Source organism: Flavobacterium quisquiliarum, from assembly GCF_019308285.1.
In the GTDB taxonomy this organism is placed as follows: Bacteria; Bacteroidota; Bacteroidia; order Flavobacteriales; family Flavobacteriaceae; genus Flavobacterium; species Flavobacterium quisquiliarum.
On the sequence record NZ_WWEM01000002.1, the window covers coordinates 15,854 to 33,414 of the forward strand.

The window sequence follows — 17,561 nt, forward strand, 5'->3', positions numbered from 1 at the left end:
ACTTACATTTGCCTTATTAAAATCAATTCTAAATAACATGAGTTTTAAAACTTTACTATCTATTATAAGTTTTTGCTTTGTTTTGTTTGCTTCAACAAAAGCACAAGCACAGGAAAAAGCAACTGTCAAAGGACAAATCAGTCTTTCAAATAATGAAGCTGCAGACAACGTTTCTGTAGTTTTAAAAGGCACCAAAATAGGAACTGTAACAGATAACCTTGGATTTTACGAAATCAAAAATGTAAATCCAGGCAATTATACTATCCGAATTTCTGCTGTTGGGCATTCCTCAAAAGAAGAAAACATCATTGTAAGTGAAGGTCAGGTTTTAACAAGAAACTTTGTTTTAACCAATAATTCAGAACAATTAGAAGAAATCTTTGTGAAAAGTAATGCAAACAAGTATACCAAAGCAGAGAGCAGCTATGTTTCTAAAATGTCAATCAAAAATCTTGAGAACTCACAAGTTTACAGTGTAGTAACTAAAGACTTAATGAAAGATCAATTAGTAGTAAACCAAGACGAGGCACTTAAAAACGTTCCTGGACTTTACCAGCTTTGGGCTTCAACTGGTCGTGTTGGTGATGGTGGATCATACTTCGCTTCTCGCGGATTTATAACGCAAAGTTTATTAAGAAACGGAATCGCTGGAAAAATCACTAATAATGTTGATGCTTCGAACTTAGAAAGACTTGAAAGCATCAAAGGACCTTCTGCTACTTTGTTTGGAAGTTTATTGACTTCTTATGGAGGTTTAATCAACCGTGTAACCAAAAAACCTTCGGAACGTTTTGGAGGAGAAATTTCATATCAGTCTGGAAGTTACGGCTTAAACAGATTAACTGCCGATGTAAATACTTCATTAAATGATGACGATACTGCTCTTTTAAGAATAAATGGAGCTTATAATAACTCAAATACTTTTCAGGATTACGGACATACAAGAAGCTACTTCTTCGCTCCTTCTTTCTCTTACAAAGTAAATGATAAATTAACGATCTCTATTGATGCTGAATTATCTAATGTTGATGCATCATCTATGCCTTTAGCCTATATTTATTATGGAACAACGCCTAATGGTTTAGGGCTTCACGACGCTAAAGAGATTGACATGAATTGGAAAAGATCTTTCACAGGAGGCGAATTCATGATGAATACTAAAACGAGTAACATTTTTGCTCAGGCAGATTATGCAATCTCAGACAATTGGAAATCTCAAACGGTTTTAAGCACAAGTACAAATCAATCGAAAGGACCTCAAATCTGGTTTTATTTATTAGGAAATAATAAAATGTCTCGAAATGCCTGGAATATCGACGGAAGAGATAATATCTTAGAATTCCAGCAAAACTTCAATGGAGAATTTGAGTTACTCGGAATGAAACACAGAGCGCTAATTGGAGGCGATATTTACCGTTTAGAAACCAAAAGCGGTTACGGATATCTACCAACTGGTTTCACATTCGACGAGGTAGATTACACTGCCACAAATGCCAATTATTATGATTTTAATCCTGATAAAATCGAAGCGCTTTTTGCAGAGGGAACAGTAAATAAAAACCTGACAACTTTAACAACTTACAGTGCATATGTTGCAGATGTTATCAATGTTACCGATAAATTAATTCTTTCTGCTGCTTTACGCTTTGATCATTTTCAAAATGGCGGTACTTTTAATCCTGCTGCCAATACTACTACTGGTAATTATTCGCAAAATGCATTGTCTCCAAAATTTGGAGTAGTATACCAAATTATTAAAGATCAGGTTTCTGTTTTTGGAAACTACCAAAACAGTTTCAAAAACGTTGGATATCTAAATGCAAACGTAAATGGAACACCTGAATTAAGAGCTTTTGATCCAGAAAAAGCAAATCAGTTTGAAGGTGGAGTTAAGTTAAATGCTTTTCAAAATAAATTAAGCGCAACTTTCAGTTATTACAATATCGAAGTTAAAGATATCGTAAGAACTGGACCAATTGCAAACACAAACATTCAAGACGGAAATCAAACCAGTAAAGGTTTTGAAGCCGAAGTTACGGCAAATCCAATTTCTGGATTAAACTTCATCTTTGGATATGCTTTTAACAACAGTAAATTAAACAATGCAAATGCAGACGTTAATGGATTACGTCCAGAAACTGCAGGACCAGAAAACTTAATTAATTACTGGATCAGCTACAGTTTACAGACTACTAAATTGAAAGGTTTAGGTATTGGTTTTGGAGGAAACTTCGCTGATAAAACTTATGCTTACAACAGAAATGTAACTGATGCTAATACAGGTATTACAGAAAGACAAACATTTACATTACCATCATACGCTGTTTTAAATGCTGCTTTATATTACGATCAGCCTAAATACAGATTATCATTAAAAGTGAACAACTTAACAGACGAATTGTATTTTAATGGTTACACTACAATAAACGTTCAAGCGCCTAGAATGTTTATGGGATCTGTTGCATACAAATTCTAATATACAATATCCTAACACCTTTCGATTTGACTCGAAAGGTGTTTTAAATTTTAAAGATTATGATTACCATTGCCAGCCTTATTGTTTTTCTTGCTTTTTATACACTTTACTACACTTCAAAAAGAGCAGTTTTATCGTATGATTTAGGTTTTGAAAAATGGATGAAAGACAATCCAAAACCAACTAAAATTATTGGCTTATCATTATTGTTTACAGCTTACATAATGTGGCTTTTTACACAATCTTTAGGTTGTGGCACTTTGATGTTTTTTATTCAGTTAATGACCATTGGAAGCTTAATCGTTATTCTCCAACCATTAAAAAAAATAAACAGCAAAGTACTTTTAGCCCTGCTAATTTTTGTTGCGCTATTAGAACTTTACTATAACTAATATCATTTTTAAATTACAATATGCCAGCGAATTCAAAATATTTAAACCCTGCTTTTTGGCCACGCTTTTCCAAAATTACGGCTGCTATTTTAGGAGGCTACTTTGTTTCTGTTACTTTTCATTTAGCTTTAGCCGCTTGGTTTAATCGTGCAAACGTACTTATCACCATGGCTTTTACCGGTTTTATTCTTTGGGTAGCTTTAATGGTAATTGCATTTCTTGCCAAAAGTGGCTGGAAAATATGGGGAATTTACCTTTTGTTGACACTGCTTTTTTGTCTTTTTATTTATTTAGGTCAAACTTATAACCATACGGCACAATAATATTTTATGAACAACCGTCACTACAACATCTATTTTCACACACATACTGTCAGCGGAATCGTTATCAGCGTAGCTCTTTTTGTAATTTTCTTTGCTGGATCTTTTTCTTTTTTTAGAGATGAAATCATCAATTGGGAAAGAAGTGAATCTACGGCAATTACAAGAGAAATCCAATTAGACTATAATAAAGCGCTAAAGCATCTGGATGAAAAATATGTTTTACACGGCAGAAACATTACCATCTCTAAACATTCTAACGAAGAAAGAGTTAATGTTTACATGGAAGGAACGAAAGATACTTTAGCTCCAAAAAAACAACGCGACAGTCAATTTTTCTATCTAAATCCAAAAAACTTTAAATCCTTTACTTACGAAGAATCTTATTCTTTGGGAGAACTTTTATATCGTTTACATTTCTTTGCACAGATTCCGTATCCTGTAGGATATTATCTTTCCGGTTTTGTAGCCTTGTTTTTCTTGTTTGCGGTTGTAACCGGAGTATTATTGCATTGGAATAAAATAGTCTCTAACTTTTATATTTTCCGACCAAAAGAAAAATTAAAAACACTTTGGACAGATGCGCATACTGCATTAGGAATGATTGGTCTTCCTTTTCAATTTGTCTATGCTGTTACTGGAGCTTTCTTTATGATTAAACTTCTGCTTGTAGCGCCAGCTGTAATGGCTTTGTACGATAATGACCAGAGCAAATTATATAAAGAATTAGAATACACAGATCCCGACTATAAGTTTGAGAACAAAAAACTGGCGAATCCATTTAATATCGACGAACTGGTTGCGAAAACAAAAAAGAACTGGCCTGATTTTGAAATCACTCGTGTTTTTATCCAAAATTACGGCGATGTCAATATGCACGTTTTGGTTGAAGGAGAACTTTTGAGTCACAAAAAATTTACTGGAATTGGAAAAGTGGTTTATCGAATTGCTGATGGGAAAGAAATTGCCAAAAAAGATCCCATCTCGCAAACCAGTTATTTAGATGTCATAAAAAATGTTTTGTACCGAATCCATTTTGGCGATTATGGAGGATACGCTTTAAGAATAGTAAGCTTTTTGCTGGGAATTATAACTTGCTTTGTAATCATTTCCGGAGTTATGATTTGGCTGGTTGCGAGACAGAAAAACAATATGCCCGAAAAGAAAAGACGTTTCAACAATGCAGTTGTCCGTATTTATTTGGCAATCTGCTTAAGCATGTACCCAATTACCGCTTTGGCTTTTATTGGAAGTAAAATTTTCTATCCTTTAAGTCAAGCAAATTTATTCAGACTTTATTTTGGCGGATGGTTATTGCTAACGATATTTTTTATCATTAAAAAGAATGATGGATTTACCAATAAATTCTGTTTGATTTCGGGAAGTATCTTAGGTTTCCTAATTCCAATTACTAATGGAATTGTTTCTGGAGAATGGTTTTGGACTTCTTTTATGGAGAATAAAATTCAGATTTTCTTTATTGATGTTTTCTGGATTTTCTTAGCTTCCATTTCATTATATGTGGCTTATCATTTAAAGCCTAAGAAAGTGGTTGCATAATTTTTTTTTGCCACAAAGGCGCTAAGACACAAAGTCTCATTTTTAAACTAAAGATTAAAAGAGTTGCAGAGATTTGCTGTCGCAGATTCTGCAGATCAAGCAGATAAAAAATATTTTAGGGAAATCTCCCAAATCTGCAAAATCTGCGTGAAACAAAATTTAGCGACTATACAAGATTAATTCTTTTGTAAACCCTTAGTCTTCAAACAAAATAATTAGAATTATTTGTCCCATATAGATTTTGAGCATACTTTTACGCTTTTAATCAAAAAATGGGATTCAAGACGCAAATACGGTTTCTTCATAAATGGCTCGGATTAATTTCTGGGCTTATTGTTTTTATAATCAGTATTACGGGCTGTATTTTCTGTTTTCATGATGAAATTAAAGACATTACCCGAAAAGAATGGCGTTTGGTTGAACCACAAAATAAGCCTTTCATTCTTGCGTCTGAATTACAGTTGAAGGCCAAGAAAATTCTTCCAGATTATAAACAATCTATGATTTCTTTTTATGGAAAAAATCGCTCTGCAATTGTTTATACTTACTCTGAAACAGAAAATTTATACCTTTATTTTAACCCTTACACAGGAGAATATTTAAAAACCGAAAATCCAAAAACAGATTTTTTTATTATTGTTGAAAATATTCATTTGTATTTATTGCTTCCAGACTATATAGGAAAGCATATTATAGGTGGCGCAACCATTACTTTTATTCTTTTATTGATTTCTGGAATTATACAATGGTGGCCCAAAAAAAGATCCGATTTAAAAAGAAGCCTTACTGTAAAATGGTCTGCAAAATGGCGTCGTGTTAATTATGACTGGCATAATACTTCAGGTTTCTACATTTCACTTATTGCATTAATTTTAGCCATAACAGGGCTTACTTTTACGTATGAATGGGTTGGTGATGGAGTCTACAAGGCATTTAATTTTGGAGGAAATAAAACAATCGAAACACAAGCTCCCGTTATAGACACAACAAAGTTTGAATACAATACTTCTGCTGCAATTGACAAAGCTCTTTATCAAACTATGATAAAAAATCCTGAAGCAGAAATGTTTTATATCTTATTACCTCAAAAAAAAGGTGATATTATAAACACAGGAGCTTATCCGCATACTTTAAGATACGATCAACAAAGTAATTATTATTTTCATCCTTACAATGGAAACTTAATCCAAAAACAAACCTTTCAAGATAAAAGTTTGGGGCTAAAGGTTGTCGAAATGAATTACGGAATTCATACTGGTCAAATATTAGATCTTCCTGGAAAAATTATCGCTTTTATAGTAAGCTTATTTGCGGCCGCACTTCCTGTAACTGGTTTCATAATTTGGTATGGAAGAAATTATAAAACCAAAAAATCTAAGGCATAAAAAAAACCGCCTCGTTAAAAAAACGAGACGGTTCTTTATAATTTTCGAAACTTTATTAGTTTCTGTTTGCTAAAGCATTTTTCTGTAAGTTTTTAACTGAACTAACTTTGTTATCCACATAAGCAACTTCTTTCAAGCTGTTTTCATTAAAGTAGATCCAATTTCCAGTTTTTTGTCCGTCTGTGTACTCTCCAACGGTTTTTTTATTTCCATTTTCATCATAAGATACCCAGATACCGTCCAATTTTCCATCCTTAAAAAAGCCTTCCTGCTGTATTTTACCGTTCTCATAATAGTAAGTTGCTTTTACTTTATTTCCAACAGTTTCTAATTCAGGTTTACCTTCTTGTGCTGTTAGAATTCCAGAGAATAATACAGCCGCTAAAATCACACACTTTTTCATATCGTCAGGTATTAAATGTTATTGAATGTTACTAAATTGTTATCAAATATAGTTAATAGTTTACATTTAAAAAACTTTTACTTAACAATTTGGTAACATTAAATAAAAACTTAACATTAGAAAATTACAGAAAATAAAAAAACCAGCGCTCAAGCACTGGTTTTACTGATATTCTATAAAAAAACTTGTTTTTACGAGAACGTTATAAATTTCGTAAATAATTTAGTTCAATAAAGTACCTAGCTGTTTATCAAGCTCAGGATCAGATGGTCTAGGTGCATCAGACTTCATAACATTTCCTTGAGGATCAATTAAAATAAATCTAGGAATTCCAGTTACTCCATAATTAACCACAAATTCAGATTCCCAATCTTTATCAGCAAAAAGCTGTACACCGCCAAGATGTTTATCGGTTACGAATTTTTTCCACTTTTCATTATCCTTTAATTTATCAATAGAAATACTCACAAACTCGATATTCTTGCCGTGATATTTTTCTTCAATTTTTTGCAGATAAGGAATTTCGGCTCTACAAGGAGCACACCATGTTGCCCAAAGATCAATATAAACATATTTCCCTTTTAAATCAGATAATTTTGTTTTTCCTCCTTTAAAATTTTCATAATCAAACCCTGGAGAAGCTTTCCCAACCATTTTATTCGCTTTTGCAGCTCTATCATATTCTTCTGCAGCATATTTATTAAAGCCTTCGATGCTTCTTCTCATAGCCACTTTAAATTCTGGATCAAGATCACCTTTTTCAAGATTTTCGGTATCTGCTTTTAATTTTGCATCAAGCAAAGCTGTAAACTCTCCTGACTCCTTTGAAAAAGCATCTTTTTGAAAACTTTCATCTTTTAAAGCTTGCTGCGCTAAAAAGTTGCTTTCGTTTACACCTTTACCTTTATATACTATCGTTTCGTCAAATTCTTTCGCATTCATAGTCAAATTGACTTCAGAATTTGGTTTTAAGAATAAATTAGAAGATTCAGTTCCATCAGAAAACATATAAAACCCTTTCGGAGCCTCAAAAGTTGCTGCAAATACTTGTTTCTTATCTATTGGAATTACTTGCTTAAAATTATCCTTTCCTCTAATGACTAAAGTGTCGCTATTTCTATTTGCGATTTTAGCAGTGAACTTAACCGTACTTTTGCCTTGTCCAATCACATTCAAAGCATTAAAAAGTATCAAACCTGCAACAAAAAGTTTTTTCATGGGTATTATTATTAGTTTTTTAGTGATTCAAATCTAAAGAATTTAAAGCTTCGTAATTTAAGAATTAACAAAATATTTAAAATTCTATACATCAAGTTTATCACTTTACTATATTATCTTGAATTTTGTATTTACTTTTGCAGTCTAAAATTGAGATTATGTATAGAAGTCATAATTGCGGCGAATTAAACGCTTCAAATATTAATACCGAAGTTACACTTGCGGGCTGGGTTCAAAAATCACGTGATAAAGGATTTATGAATTGGGTCGATTTACGCGACCGTTATGGAATCACACAACTTATTTTCGATGAAAGTCGTACTGATAAAACCGTTTTTGAATTGGCAAAAACTCTGGGAAGAGAATTTGTTATTCAGGTAAAAGGAACTGTTATTGAGCGTGAAGCTAAAAACAAAAATATTCCAACAGGTGAAATCGAAATTTTAGTTTCTGAATTGACTATTTTAAATACTGCTCTTACTCCTCCATTTACGATTGAAGATGAAACGGACGGTGGTGAAGATATCAGAATGAAATACCGTTATTTGGATATTCGTAGAAATCCGGTAAAAAACAGTTTATTGTTCCGTCATAAAGTAGCAATGGAAGTTCGAAAATATCTTTCTGATTTAGATTTCTGCGAAGTTGAAACACCTTATTTAATCAAATCAACTCCAGAAGGAGCAAGAGATTTCGTGGTGCCGAGCCGTATGAACGAAGGTCAGTTTTATGCTTTACCACAATCTCCACAAACTTTCAAACAATTATTGATGGTAGGTGGAATGGATAAATATTTCCAAATCGTGAAATGTTTCCGTGACGAAGATTTACGTGCAGACCGTCAGCCAGAGTTTACTCAGATAGACTGCGAAATGGCATTTGTGGAGCAAGAAGACATTTTGAACGTTTTCGAAGGTTTGACAAGGCATTTATTAAAAGAAATTAAAGGCATTGAAGTAGACAAATTCCCAAGAATTACCTACGATTATGCCATGAAAACATACGGAAATGACAAACCGGACATTCGTTTCGGAATGAAGTTTGGAGAATTAAACGAATTTGCACAGCATAAAGAATTCCCTGTATTTAATGCCGCAGAATTGGTTGTTGGAATTGCAGTTCCAAGAGCAGGAAATTATACTCGTAAAGAAATCGACGGCTTAATTGACTGGGTAAAACGTCCACAAGTTGGAGCGTCTGGAATGGTTTATGTAAAATGCAACGAAGATGGAACATACAAATCGTCTGTAGATAAATTCTACGATAATGATGATTTGGCAAACTGGGCAAAAGCTACAGAAGCTAATCCTGGAGATATGATTTTTGTACTTTCTGGACCAGCAAACAAAACTAGAGCACAATTATCTGCACTTCGTATGGAATTGGCAACTCGTTTAGGTCTGCGTAATCCAGAAGAATTTGCTCCATTATGGGTGGTAGATTTTCCATTATTGGAATTAGATGAAGAAAGCGGTCGTTATCATGCAATGCATCACCCGTTTACGTCTCCAAAACCAGAAGATATGGCATTACTGGAAACAGAGCCAGGAAAAGTTCGTGCAAATGCTTATGACATGGTTTTAAACGGAAACGAAATTGGTGGAGGTTCTATTCGTATTCACGATAAAGCGACACAGCAATTAATGTTTAAATATTTAGGATTTACTGAAGAAGAAGCAAAAGCGCAATTCGGATTCTTAATGGATGCTTTCCAGTTTGGAGCACCGCCTCACGGAGGATTAGCATTTGGTCTTGACAGATTAGTTGCCATTTTAGGAGGTCAGGAAACGATTAGAGATTTTATCGCTTTCCCTAAAAACAATTCTGGACGTGATGTTATGATTGATGCACCAGCTGCAATTGATGATGCACAATTGAAAGAATTAAAAATTAAAATTGACACAATTTAATCTACAAATTTGAATTGATATATATTAAAAGACGCTGAAATTTCAGCGTCTTTTTCATTTTAAACAAATGTTAAGAAAAATCTTAGGTCGATCATTTTTCAAATTATTAAATTCTTACAATTTAACCTTTTTTATATTCTTACAATTAATGATTCTCAAATATTGGTATCCTATAAACAAATTGCTGTAATAAACTACGTAAAAACACTGTAAATCAATAATTTTTACAAAAATTTAACAGGTAGATGTCTTTTGTATGAATTTATATGTTACATTTGTTTTATTATAAATTATTATTACAATTACAATGCGTACAGGTACAGTAAAATTTTTCAATGAGTCTAAAGGTTATGGATTCATTACAGACGAAGAAACAGGAAAGGATATCTTCGTTCACGCTTCAGGAATTAACGCGGAAGAATTACGCGAAGGTGACCGTGTAAGCTATGAAGAAGAAGAAGGAAGAAAAGGGAAAGTTGCTGCTAAAGTAGCAGTAATCTAAGAAAAATATAGCAATTTATTTTTTTTGCCTCTGAATGGTCTCAGAAGACGTCCCGAAGTATCGGGACGTTTTTTTTTGCCTATTTCTTAAAAAAATATTAAAATTCTTGGATGTTATTTATAATCAATAAAAATTAGGCATAAACGCCATTCTGCACCCTACTTAAAACCTTTTTTAGCTTGTGTTTTACAGACTTGAAAGTTATCTTTGTGGCTCACTTTTCAAGTAAAAAAACGAAGCTTATGCAATCTGATCAATACAGTTACATTCCTATTTTAATGCAGTTTATTCTAGCTGTTGGTTTTGTGGTAGGAACAATCATTATTTCTGGAAAATTAGGACCAAAAAGATCCTCTGAAGTTAAAGATCAAAATTTCGAATGTGGTATCGAATCTGTTGGTAACGCTCGTATTCCATTCTCTGTAAAATACTTCTTAGTTGCTATCTTATTTGTATTGTTTGACGTAGAGGTTATTTTCCTTTATCCTTGGGCTGTTAACTTCAAAGATTTAGGAATTGAAGGAATGTTAAAAATGATTGTTTTCATGTCTTTGCTTTTAGTTGGTTTCTTCTACATCATCAAAAAGAAAGCATTAGAGTGGGAATAAAAAATATTAGATTTCAGATTTTAGATTTTAGATTAAATTGATTTAGAATTTTAGGTTTGAAAATAATATCTCAAAATACAATATTGAATTTTAAAATATTGATTTCGGTTTCAAGGTCAAAAATCTAAAATCTGAAATCTACAATCTAAAATAAAAATGAGCGATTCAAAAGTAAATATGGTTTCACCGCCAGAAGGAGTTACTGGTGAAGGTTTCTTCGCTACAAAACTTAGTGATGTTGTTGGTTTAGCAAGAGCCAATTCATTGTGGCCGCTTCCTTTTGCAACTTCATGTTGTGGTATCGAATTCATGGCAACAATGGCATCTCATTACGATTTAGCTCGATTTGGTTCTGAGCGTGTGAGTTTCTCACCAAGACAGGCAGACATGTTATTAGTTATGGGAACTATTTCAAAAAAAATGGCTCCTATCTTAAGACAAGTTTACGAACAAATGTCAGAACCTCGCTGGGTGATTGCTGTTGGAGCTTGTGCTTCTTCAGGAGGAGTATTTGATACGTATTCTGTTCTTCAGGGAATTGACAAAGTAATTCCAGTTGATGTTTACGTTCCTGGATGCCCGCCAAGACCAGAACAAATTGTTGATGGAGTAATGAGACTTCAGGAACTGGTAAAAAGCGAATCTGTAAGAAGAAGAAGCTCACCAGAATATCAAGAATTATTAGCTTCATATAATATCTCCTAAGATGGCTTTAGAAAACACCCTGATCCAAGATAAACTTACTGAAACATTTAATAACGATGTTTTCAACTTTCAGCAAGAAAGAGATATTTTTTCTTTAGAAGCTTCAGCTGATAAAATTACACCGTTGATTCTATTCCTTAAAAACGATCCAGAATTAAAATTTCATTTCTTAACTGATTTATGCGGTATCCATTACCCAGATAATGAGAGTGAGCGTCAGTTTGCAGTTGTTTATCACTTACACAACTGGTACGAAAACAAAAGAATAAAAATAAAAGTTTTCTTAAACGGTGAAAAACCAGAAATTAAATCAGTTTCAAATATTTTCCTAAGTTCAAACTGGATGGAAAGAGAAACGTTCGATTTCTACGGAATCAATTTTATTGGTCACCCACAATTGAAACGTATTTTAAATATGGACGAAATGGTGTCTCACCCAATGCGAAAAGAATTCCCAATGGAAGACAGCGGAAGAACCGACAAAGACGACAGATTCTTTGGAAGAACAACAACAAATTGCTAAAAAATAATTCAACATTATAAAATGTCAGAACTATTATTACCACCAGAGCATCGTTATGCTAAAATAATTAAGGAGAGACTTAATGAAGACGGAAGCGAGCTTTCTGTACTGAATTTAGGTCCAACTCACCCTGCGACTCACGGTATTTTCCAAAACATCCTTTTAATGGATGGTGAAAAAATTCTTGAGGCTGAGCCAACTATTGGTTACATCCACAGAGCTTTCGAAAAAATTGCCGAAAATCGTCCTTTTTATCAAATTACACCTCTTACAGACCGTATGAACTACTGTTCTTCTCCTATTAATAATATGGGATGGTGGATGACAGTAGAAAAATTATTAGGTATTGAAGTTCCTAAAAGAGCGCAGTATTTAAGAGTTATCGTTATGGAGCTGGCTCGTATTACGGATCACATTATCTGTAACGGAATCTTAGGTGTTGATACTGGTGCGTATACTGGTTTCTTATACGTTTTTCAATTTAGAGAAAAAATCTACGAAATCTACGAAGAAATTTGTGGAGCTCGTTTGACTACAAATATGGGAAGAATCGGTGGTTTTGAAAGAGACTGGTCTCCAGAAGTTTTCAAAAAACTAGATAAATTCCTTGAAGAATTCCCACCGGTTTGGCAGGAATTCCAAAACTTATTCGAAAGAAACAGAATTTTCCTTGACAGAACTGTAAACGTAGGAGGAATTACTGCTGAAAAAGCAATGGCTTACGGATTTACAGGTCCAAACTTACGTGCTGCCGGAGTTGATTATGATGTACGTGTAGCTCAGCCTTACTCATCTTACGAAGATTTCGATTTTATCGTTCCTGTTGGAAAATCAGGTGATACTTACGATCGTTTCTGCGTTCGTAATGCTGAAGTTTGGGAAAGTTTAAGCATTATTCGTCAGGCTTTAGAAAAAATGCCTCCAGGAAACGAATATCATGCTGAAGTTCCAGATTACTACCTTCCTCCAAAAGAAGATGTTTACACTTCTATGGAATCTTTAATTTATCACTTTAAGATCGTAATGGGAGAAGTTCCTGTACCAGTTGCAGAAATCTATCACCCTGTTGAAGGAGGAAATGGAGAACTTGGTTTTTATTTAGTAACAGACGGAAGTAGAACTCCATATAGATTACATTTCAGAAGACCATGCTTTATTTATTATCAAGCATTCCCAGAAATGATTAAAGGTGCCATGCTTTCTGATGCAATTATCATACTTTCAAGTTTGAACGTAATTGCAGGAGAATTAGACGCCTAAAAGATTGAAGATTTTAGAATGTAGATGTCAGATTGGAAAATCTAAAATCTAAAATCAGAAATCTAAAATTAATAAAGATTGCAGAATATGGATTACGGACAAAGATTGAAAAAATCTAAAATCTAAAATCTAAAATCTAAAATAAAAATGGAACGTAAACATTACAAACAAGAAATAAACATGACTGAGACATTGATGAACCGCATCAATGAATTAATTAGTCATTATCCTGAGGGCAAACAAAAATCGGCTTTATTGCCTGTTTTGCATGAAGTTCAGGATGCACATAACAACTGGCTTAGTATTGAACTGCAAGATAAAGTTGCCGAGATTCTTCAGATAAAACCTATTGAGGTTTATGAAGTGGTTACTTTCTATACGATGTTCAACCAGAAGCCAATTGGTAAGTATATGTTTGAGTTCTGCCAGACTTCTTGTTGCTGTTTAAGAGGTGCCGAAGATTTAATGGATTATACTTCTGAGAAACTTGGCATCAAAATGGGCGAAACAACTCCAGACGGAATGTTTACCATTGCTGGTGTAGAATGTTTAGGTGCCTGCGGATACGCTCCGATGATGCAGTTGGGAGATTTCTACAAAGAAAAACTGACAGAAGAAAAAATCGATCAGATTATTGCTGATTGTAGAGATGATAAAATAATATTACACGATAAATAAGATGTCACAAAAAATATTATTAGATAAAATCAATATTCCTGGAATTAAAACCTACGAAGTTTATCGCCAAAATGGTGGTTACGCTTCTGTAGAAAAAGCTTTAAAAACATTAACTCCGGACGAAGTAACTGAGGAAGTAAAAAAATCAGGATTACGCGGGCGTGGTGGTGCAGGTTTCCCTGCCGGAATGAAATGGAGTTTTATTGACAAAAAATCAGGAAGACCAAGACACTTAGTTTGTAACGCCGACGAATCTGAGCCTGGAACATTCAAAGATAGATTTTTGATGGAATACATTCCTCACTTATTGATCGAAGGAATGATTACTTCCAGCTACGCTTTGGGCGCCAACCTATCTTATATCTACATTCGTGGAGAATATATGTGGGTTTTCAAAATTTTAGAAAGAGCAATCGCCGAAGCAAAAGCTGCAGGTTGGTTAGGAAAAAATATATTAGGAACAGGTTATGATCTGGAACTTCACGTTCACTGTGGAGCTGGAGCTTATATCTGTGGAGAAGAAACAGCATTAATCGAATCATTGGAAGGTAAAAGAGGAAATCCTCGTATTAAACCACCTTTCCCAGCGGTTTCTGGTCTTTGGGCAAATCCAACTGTGGTAAACAACGTTGAAACAATTGCGACTGTGCCTTGGATTGTAAACAACTCTGGAGACGATTATGCTAAAATTGGTATTGGACGTTCTACTGGAACTAAATTAATTTCTGCTTCAGGTCACATCAAAAATCCTGGTGTTTACGAAATTGAATTAGGTTTAAGTGTTGACGAATTCATGAATTCTGATGAATATTTAGGAGGAATGTCTTCTAGTCGTCCATTAAAAGCATTTGTACCGGGAGGTTCTTCTGTGCCAATCTTACCAGCTGAATTGATTTTCAAAACAGCAAACGGTGAAGATCGTTTAATGACTTACGAATCTTTAAGTGATGGTGGTTTTGCTACCGGATCTATGTTAGGTTCTGGAGGATTTATTGTTTACAACGATACTGCTTGTGTGGTAAGAAACACTTGGAACTTTGCTCGTTTCTACCACCACGAATCTTGCGGACAATGTACACCTTGCCGTGAAGGAACAGGATGGCTGGAAAAAATCTTATGGAGAATTGAAAACGGTCAAGGCCGTGAAGAAGATATCGAATTATTGTGGAGCATTCAAAGTAAGATTGAAGGAAACACCATTTGTCCACTTGGTGACGCCGCTTCTTGGCCAGTAGCAGCAGCAATTCGTCACTTTAGAGATGAATTCGAATATCACGTTCGTTTCCCTGAAAAAATTAAAAATAGAGATCACTTTGTCGCTGAACCTTTTTCACAAGTGAAACATTTAGTTGGCGGTAAAGTAATCGTATAAAAATAAAAAGCAGAAAGTTATAAAGTTCATAATGTTAAAAAGGACAGCAATTCTTTTCAATATTCCGACTTTCAACATTCAAATCATAAAGAGATGAAAGTAACCATAGACGGTCAAAGTATAGACGTAGAACCAGGAACAACGATCCTGCAGGCTGCACGTATGATTGGTGGAGATTTGGTACCACCAGCCATGTGCTATTACTCAAAATTAAAAGGCAGCGGTGGAAAATGCCGTTGTTGTTTAGTTGAAGTTTCTAAAGGTAGTGAAGCTGATCCAAGACCAATGCCAAAACTTATGGCATCTTGTGTAACAGGATGTATGGACGGAATGGAAGTAAACAGTAAATCTTCTGCCAGAGTTACCGAAGCGCGTAAATCTGTAACAGAATTTTTATTAATCAACCACCCATTAGACTGCCCAATTTGTGACCAAGCGGGAGAATGTGATCTTCAAAATTTAAGTTTTGAACACGGAAACCCAAAATCTCGTTACATTGAAGAGAAAAGAACATTTGAACCAGAAGATATTGGTCCAAATATTCAACTGCATATGAACCGTTGTATCTTATGCCAAAGATGTGTACAAGTTGCAGATCAATTGACAGACAACAGAGTTCACGGAGTATTAGATCGTGGTGACCACGCTAATATTTCAACTGGAATTTCTAAAGCAATCGACAACGAGTTTTCTGGAAACATGATTGACGTTTGTCCTGTTGGAGCTTTAACTGACAAAACTTTCCGTTTTAAATCGAGAGTTTGGTTTAACAAACCTTACAATGCACACAGAGAATGTACTACTCCAGGATGTTGCGGTAAAACTACAGTTTGGATGTTTGGTGGAGAAATTCAGCGTGTAACTGGCCGTAAAGACGAGTACCATGAAGTGGAAGAATTTATCTGCAACAGCTGTCGTTTTGATCACAAAGATGTGAAAGACTGGGTTATTGAAGGACCGAGAGAATTTGAAAAAGATTCTGTTATCAACCAAAATAACTATACTCAAAAATTAGAAAAAGTTACAATCGATACTGAAAAGAACATTCTTCTAGGTAGAGATATCGACCGTAAAAAGATTAGTATGGCAGCAATTCCATTAACTGATAAAGATCAAAAATAGTAAGAAATGGAAAGTGCATTTATTATAGAAAAAAGTGTTGTTATTGTTGTCGTTTTTGCGGTAACAATGATTATGGCGATGTATTCTACTTGGGCAGAACGTAAGGTTGCTGCTTTCTTGCAAGATCGTGTTGGACCAAACCGTGCTGGATGGGGAGGTTTATTACAGCCACTTGCAGATGGTATGAAATTATTCTCTAAAGAAGAGTTTTTTCCAAATACACCAAATAAATTTTTATTCGTTGTAGGTCCTGCAATTGCAATGAGTACTGCTTTAATGACAAGTGCTGTAATTCCGTGGGGAGACAGGCTTCACCTTTTCGGAAGAGACATTATTCTTCAGGCTACAGATATCAATATCGCTTTATTATACATTTTTGGAGTTCTTTCTGTTGGAGTTTATGGAATCATGATTGGTGGATGGGCTTCTAACAATAAATTCTCATTAATGGGAGCAATTCGTGCAGCATCTCAAATGGTTTCTTATGAAGTTGCCATGGGATTATCGATGATTGCTTTATTGATGATGACTGGAACAATGAGTTTAAAAGAAATTTCATTACAGCAGTCAGAATGGCACTGGAATGTATTATATCAGCCATTATCCTTTTTAATTTTCTTAATCTGTTCTTTTGCTGAAACGAATAGAACACCTTTTGATTTAGCAGAATGTGAGAACGAATTAATTGGAGGTTACCATACAGAATATTCATCTATGAAGATGGGATTCTATTTGTTTGCTGAATATGCTAGTATGTTTATTTCTTCTACTATTATTTCTGTTTTGTTCTTTGGAGGATACAATTATCCTGGAATGCAGTGGATGGTAGAAAATGTTGGCGTAAATACTGCTAACTTATTAGGAATTGCAGTTCTATTTGCAAAAATATGTTTCTTCATATTCTTTTACATGTGGGTACGTTGGACAATTCCAAGATTTAGATATGACCAATTAATGCACTTAGGCTGGAGAATTTTAATTCCGCTTTCAATCATTAATATAATGATTACAGGTATTGTAATATTAAGACACGATATTGCAGCTTTCTTAGGATTCTAAGAAACCAGTAATTATTCACAAATAAAAAACAAAATAGATTTGAATTTGAATACTCAAATTTTGAATCA

General features: G+C 34.1%; 17 protein-coding genes. 15 read left to right on the forward strand and 2 right to left on the reverse strand.

The genetic code is table 11. The annotated features are described in order from the left end of the window. Positions 1-37: 37 nt before the first annotated feature. From GSY47_RS00070 to GSY47_RS00090, 5 genes are all read left to right on the forward strand, one after another. On the forward strand, positions 38-2,476 hold the full coding sequence (locus GSY47_RS00070) for a TonB-dependent receptor (RefSeq protein WP_179003251.1): 2,439 nt from the start codon (positions 38-40) through the stop codon (positions 2,474-2,476). A gap of 59 nt (positions 2,477-2,535) precedes the next feature. Then, positions 2,536-2,868: a hypothetical protein gene (locus GSY47_RS00075; protein WP_179003252.1), complete on the forward strand. Its 333-nt coding sequence runs from the start codon at positions 2,536-2,538 to the stop codon at positions 2,866-2,868. A gap of 20 nt (positions 2,869-2,888) precedes the next feature. Next, positions 2,889-3,191, forward strand: coding sequence for a hypothetical protein (locus tag GSY47_RS00080; RefSeq protein WP_179003253.1), 303 nt, complete (start codon positions 2,889-2,891; stop codon positions 3,189-3,191). 6 nt (positions 3,192-3,197) lie between these two features. After that, positions 3,198-4,748 carry a PepSY-associated TM helix domain-containing protein gene (locus tag GSY47_RS00085; protein ID WP_219071024.1) on the forward strand — a complete coding sequence of 517 codons (1,551 nt, stop codon included), beginning with the start codon at positions 3,198-3,200 and terminating at the stop codon, positions 4,746-4,748. A gap of 272 nt (positions 4,749-5,020) precedes the next feature. Continuing rightward, on the forward strand, positions 5,021-6,133 hold the full coding sequence (locus GSY47_RS00090) for a PepSY-associated TM helix domain-containing protein (RefSeq protein ID WP_179003255.1): 1,113 nt from the start codon (positions 5,021-5,023) through the stop codon (positions 6,131-6,133). Between the two features lie 55 nt (positions 6,134-6,188). On the opposite strand, the gene GSY47_RS00095 is transcribed toward GSY47_RS00090, so the two are convergent. Then, positions 6,189-6,536: a toxin-antitoxin system YwqK family antitoxin gene (locus GSY47_RS00095; RefSeq protein ID WP_179003256.1), complete on the reverse strand. Its 348-nt coding sequence runs from the start codon at positions 6,534-6,536 to the stop codon at positions 6,189-6,191. Between the two features lie 222 nt (positions 6,537-6,758). Further along, a complete protein-coding gene (locus GSY47_RS00100) occupies positions 6,759-7,754 on the reverse strand; it encodes a TlpA family protein disulfide reductase (protein WP_179003257.1) in 996 nt (331 codons plus the stop codon). 158 nt (positions 7,755-7,912) lie between these two features. Here GSY47_RS00100 and aspS point away from each other — a divergent pair, with 158 nt between their 5' ends. From aspS to nuoH, 10 genes are all read left to right on the forward strand, one after another. Then, a complete protein-coding gene (gene aspS / locus GSY47_RS00105; protein ID WP_179003258.1) occupies positions 7,913-9,664 on the forward strand; it encodes an aspartate--tRNA ligase in 1,752 nt (583 codons plus the stop codon). A 307-nt stretch (positions 9,665-9,971) separates the two neighbouring features. Then, a complete protein-coding gene (locus GSY47_RS00110; RefSeq protein WP_007137066.1) occupies positions 9,972-10,166 on the forward strand; it encodes a cold-shock protein in 195 nt (64 codons plus the stop codon). A gap of 242 nt (positions 10,167-10,408) precedes the next feature. Continuing rightward, the gene (locus tag GSY47_RS00115) at positions 10,409-10,774 is read left to right on the forward strand and encodes an NADH-quinone oxidoreductase subunit A (RefSeq protein WP_091490530.1); all 366 of its coding nucleotides are present in this window, start codon (positions 10,409-10,411) and stop codon (positions 10,772-10,774) included. Between the two features lie 156 nt (positions 10,775-10,930). Continuing rightward, on the forward strand, positions 10,931-11,479 hold the full coding sequence (locus GSY47_RS00120; RefSeq protein ID WP_091490528.1) for an NADH-quinone oxidoreductase subunit B: 549 nt from the start codon (positions 10,931-10,933) through the stop codon (positions 11,477-11,479). 1 nt (position 11,480) lies between these two features. Continuing rightward, a complete protein-coding gene (locus GSY47_RS00125; RefSeq protein WP_179003259.1) occupies positions 11,481-12,002 on the forward strand; it encodes an NADH-quinone oxidoreductase subunit C in 522 nt (173 codons plus the stop codon). A gap of 21 nt (positions 12,003-12,023) precedes the next feature. Then, a complete protein-coding gene (locus tag GSY47_RS00130; protein ID WP_095929651.1) occupies positions 12,024-13,262 on the forward strand; it encodes an NADH-quinone oxidoreductase subunit D in 1,239 nt (412 codons plus the stop codon). 147 nt (positions 13,263-13,409) lie between these two features. Further along, positions 13,410-13,940, forward strand: coding sequence for a complex I 24 kDa subunit family protein (locus GSY47_RS00135; RefSeq protein ID WP_179003260.1), 531 nt, complete (start codon positions 13,410-13,412; stop codon positions 13,938-13,940). A 1-nt stretch (position 13,941) separates the two neighbouring features. Then, entirely contained in the window at positions 13,942-15,312 is a 1,371-nt protein-coding gene (gene nuoF, locus GSY47_RS00140; RefSeq protein ID WP_179003261.1) for an NADH-quinone oxidoreductase subunit NuoF, read from the forward strand. 93 nt (positions 15,313-15,405) lie between these two features. Continuing rightward, the gene (locus tag GSY47_RS00145; protein ID WP_179003262.1) at positions 15,406-16,434 is read left to right on the forward strand and encodes a 2Fe-2S iron-sulfur cluster-binding protein; all 1,029 of its coding nucleotides are present in this window, start codon (positions 15,406-15,408) and stop codon (positions 16,432-16,434) included. A 6-nt stretch (positions 16,435-16,440) separates the two neighbouring features. Continuing rightward, the gene (nuoH, locus tag GSY47_RS00150; RefSeq protein WP_179003263.1) at positions 16,441-17,493 is read left to right on the forward strand and encodes an NADH-quinone oxidoreductase subunit NuoH; all 1,053 of its coding nucleotides are present in this window, start codon (positions 16,441-16,443) and stop codon (positions 17,491-17,493) included. The last annotated feature ends 68 nt before the right edge of the window (positions 17,494-17,561 follow it).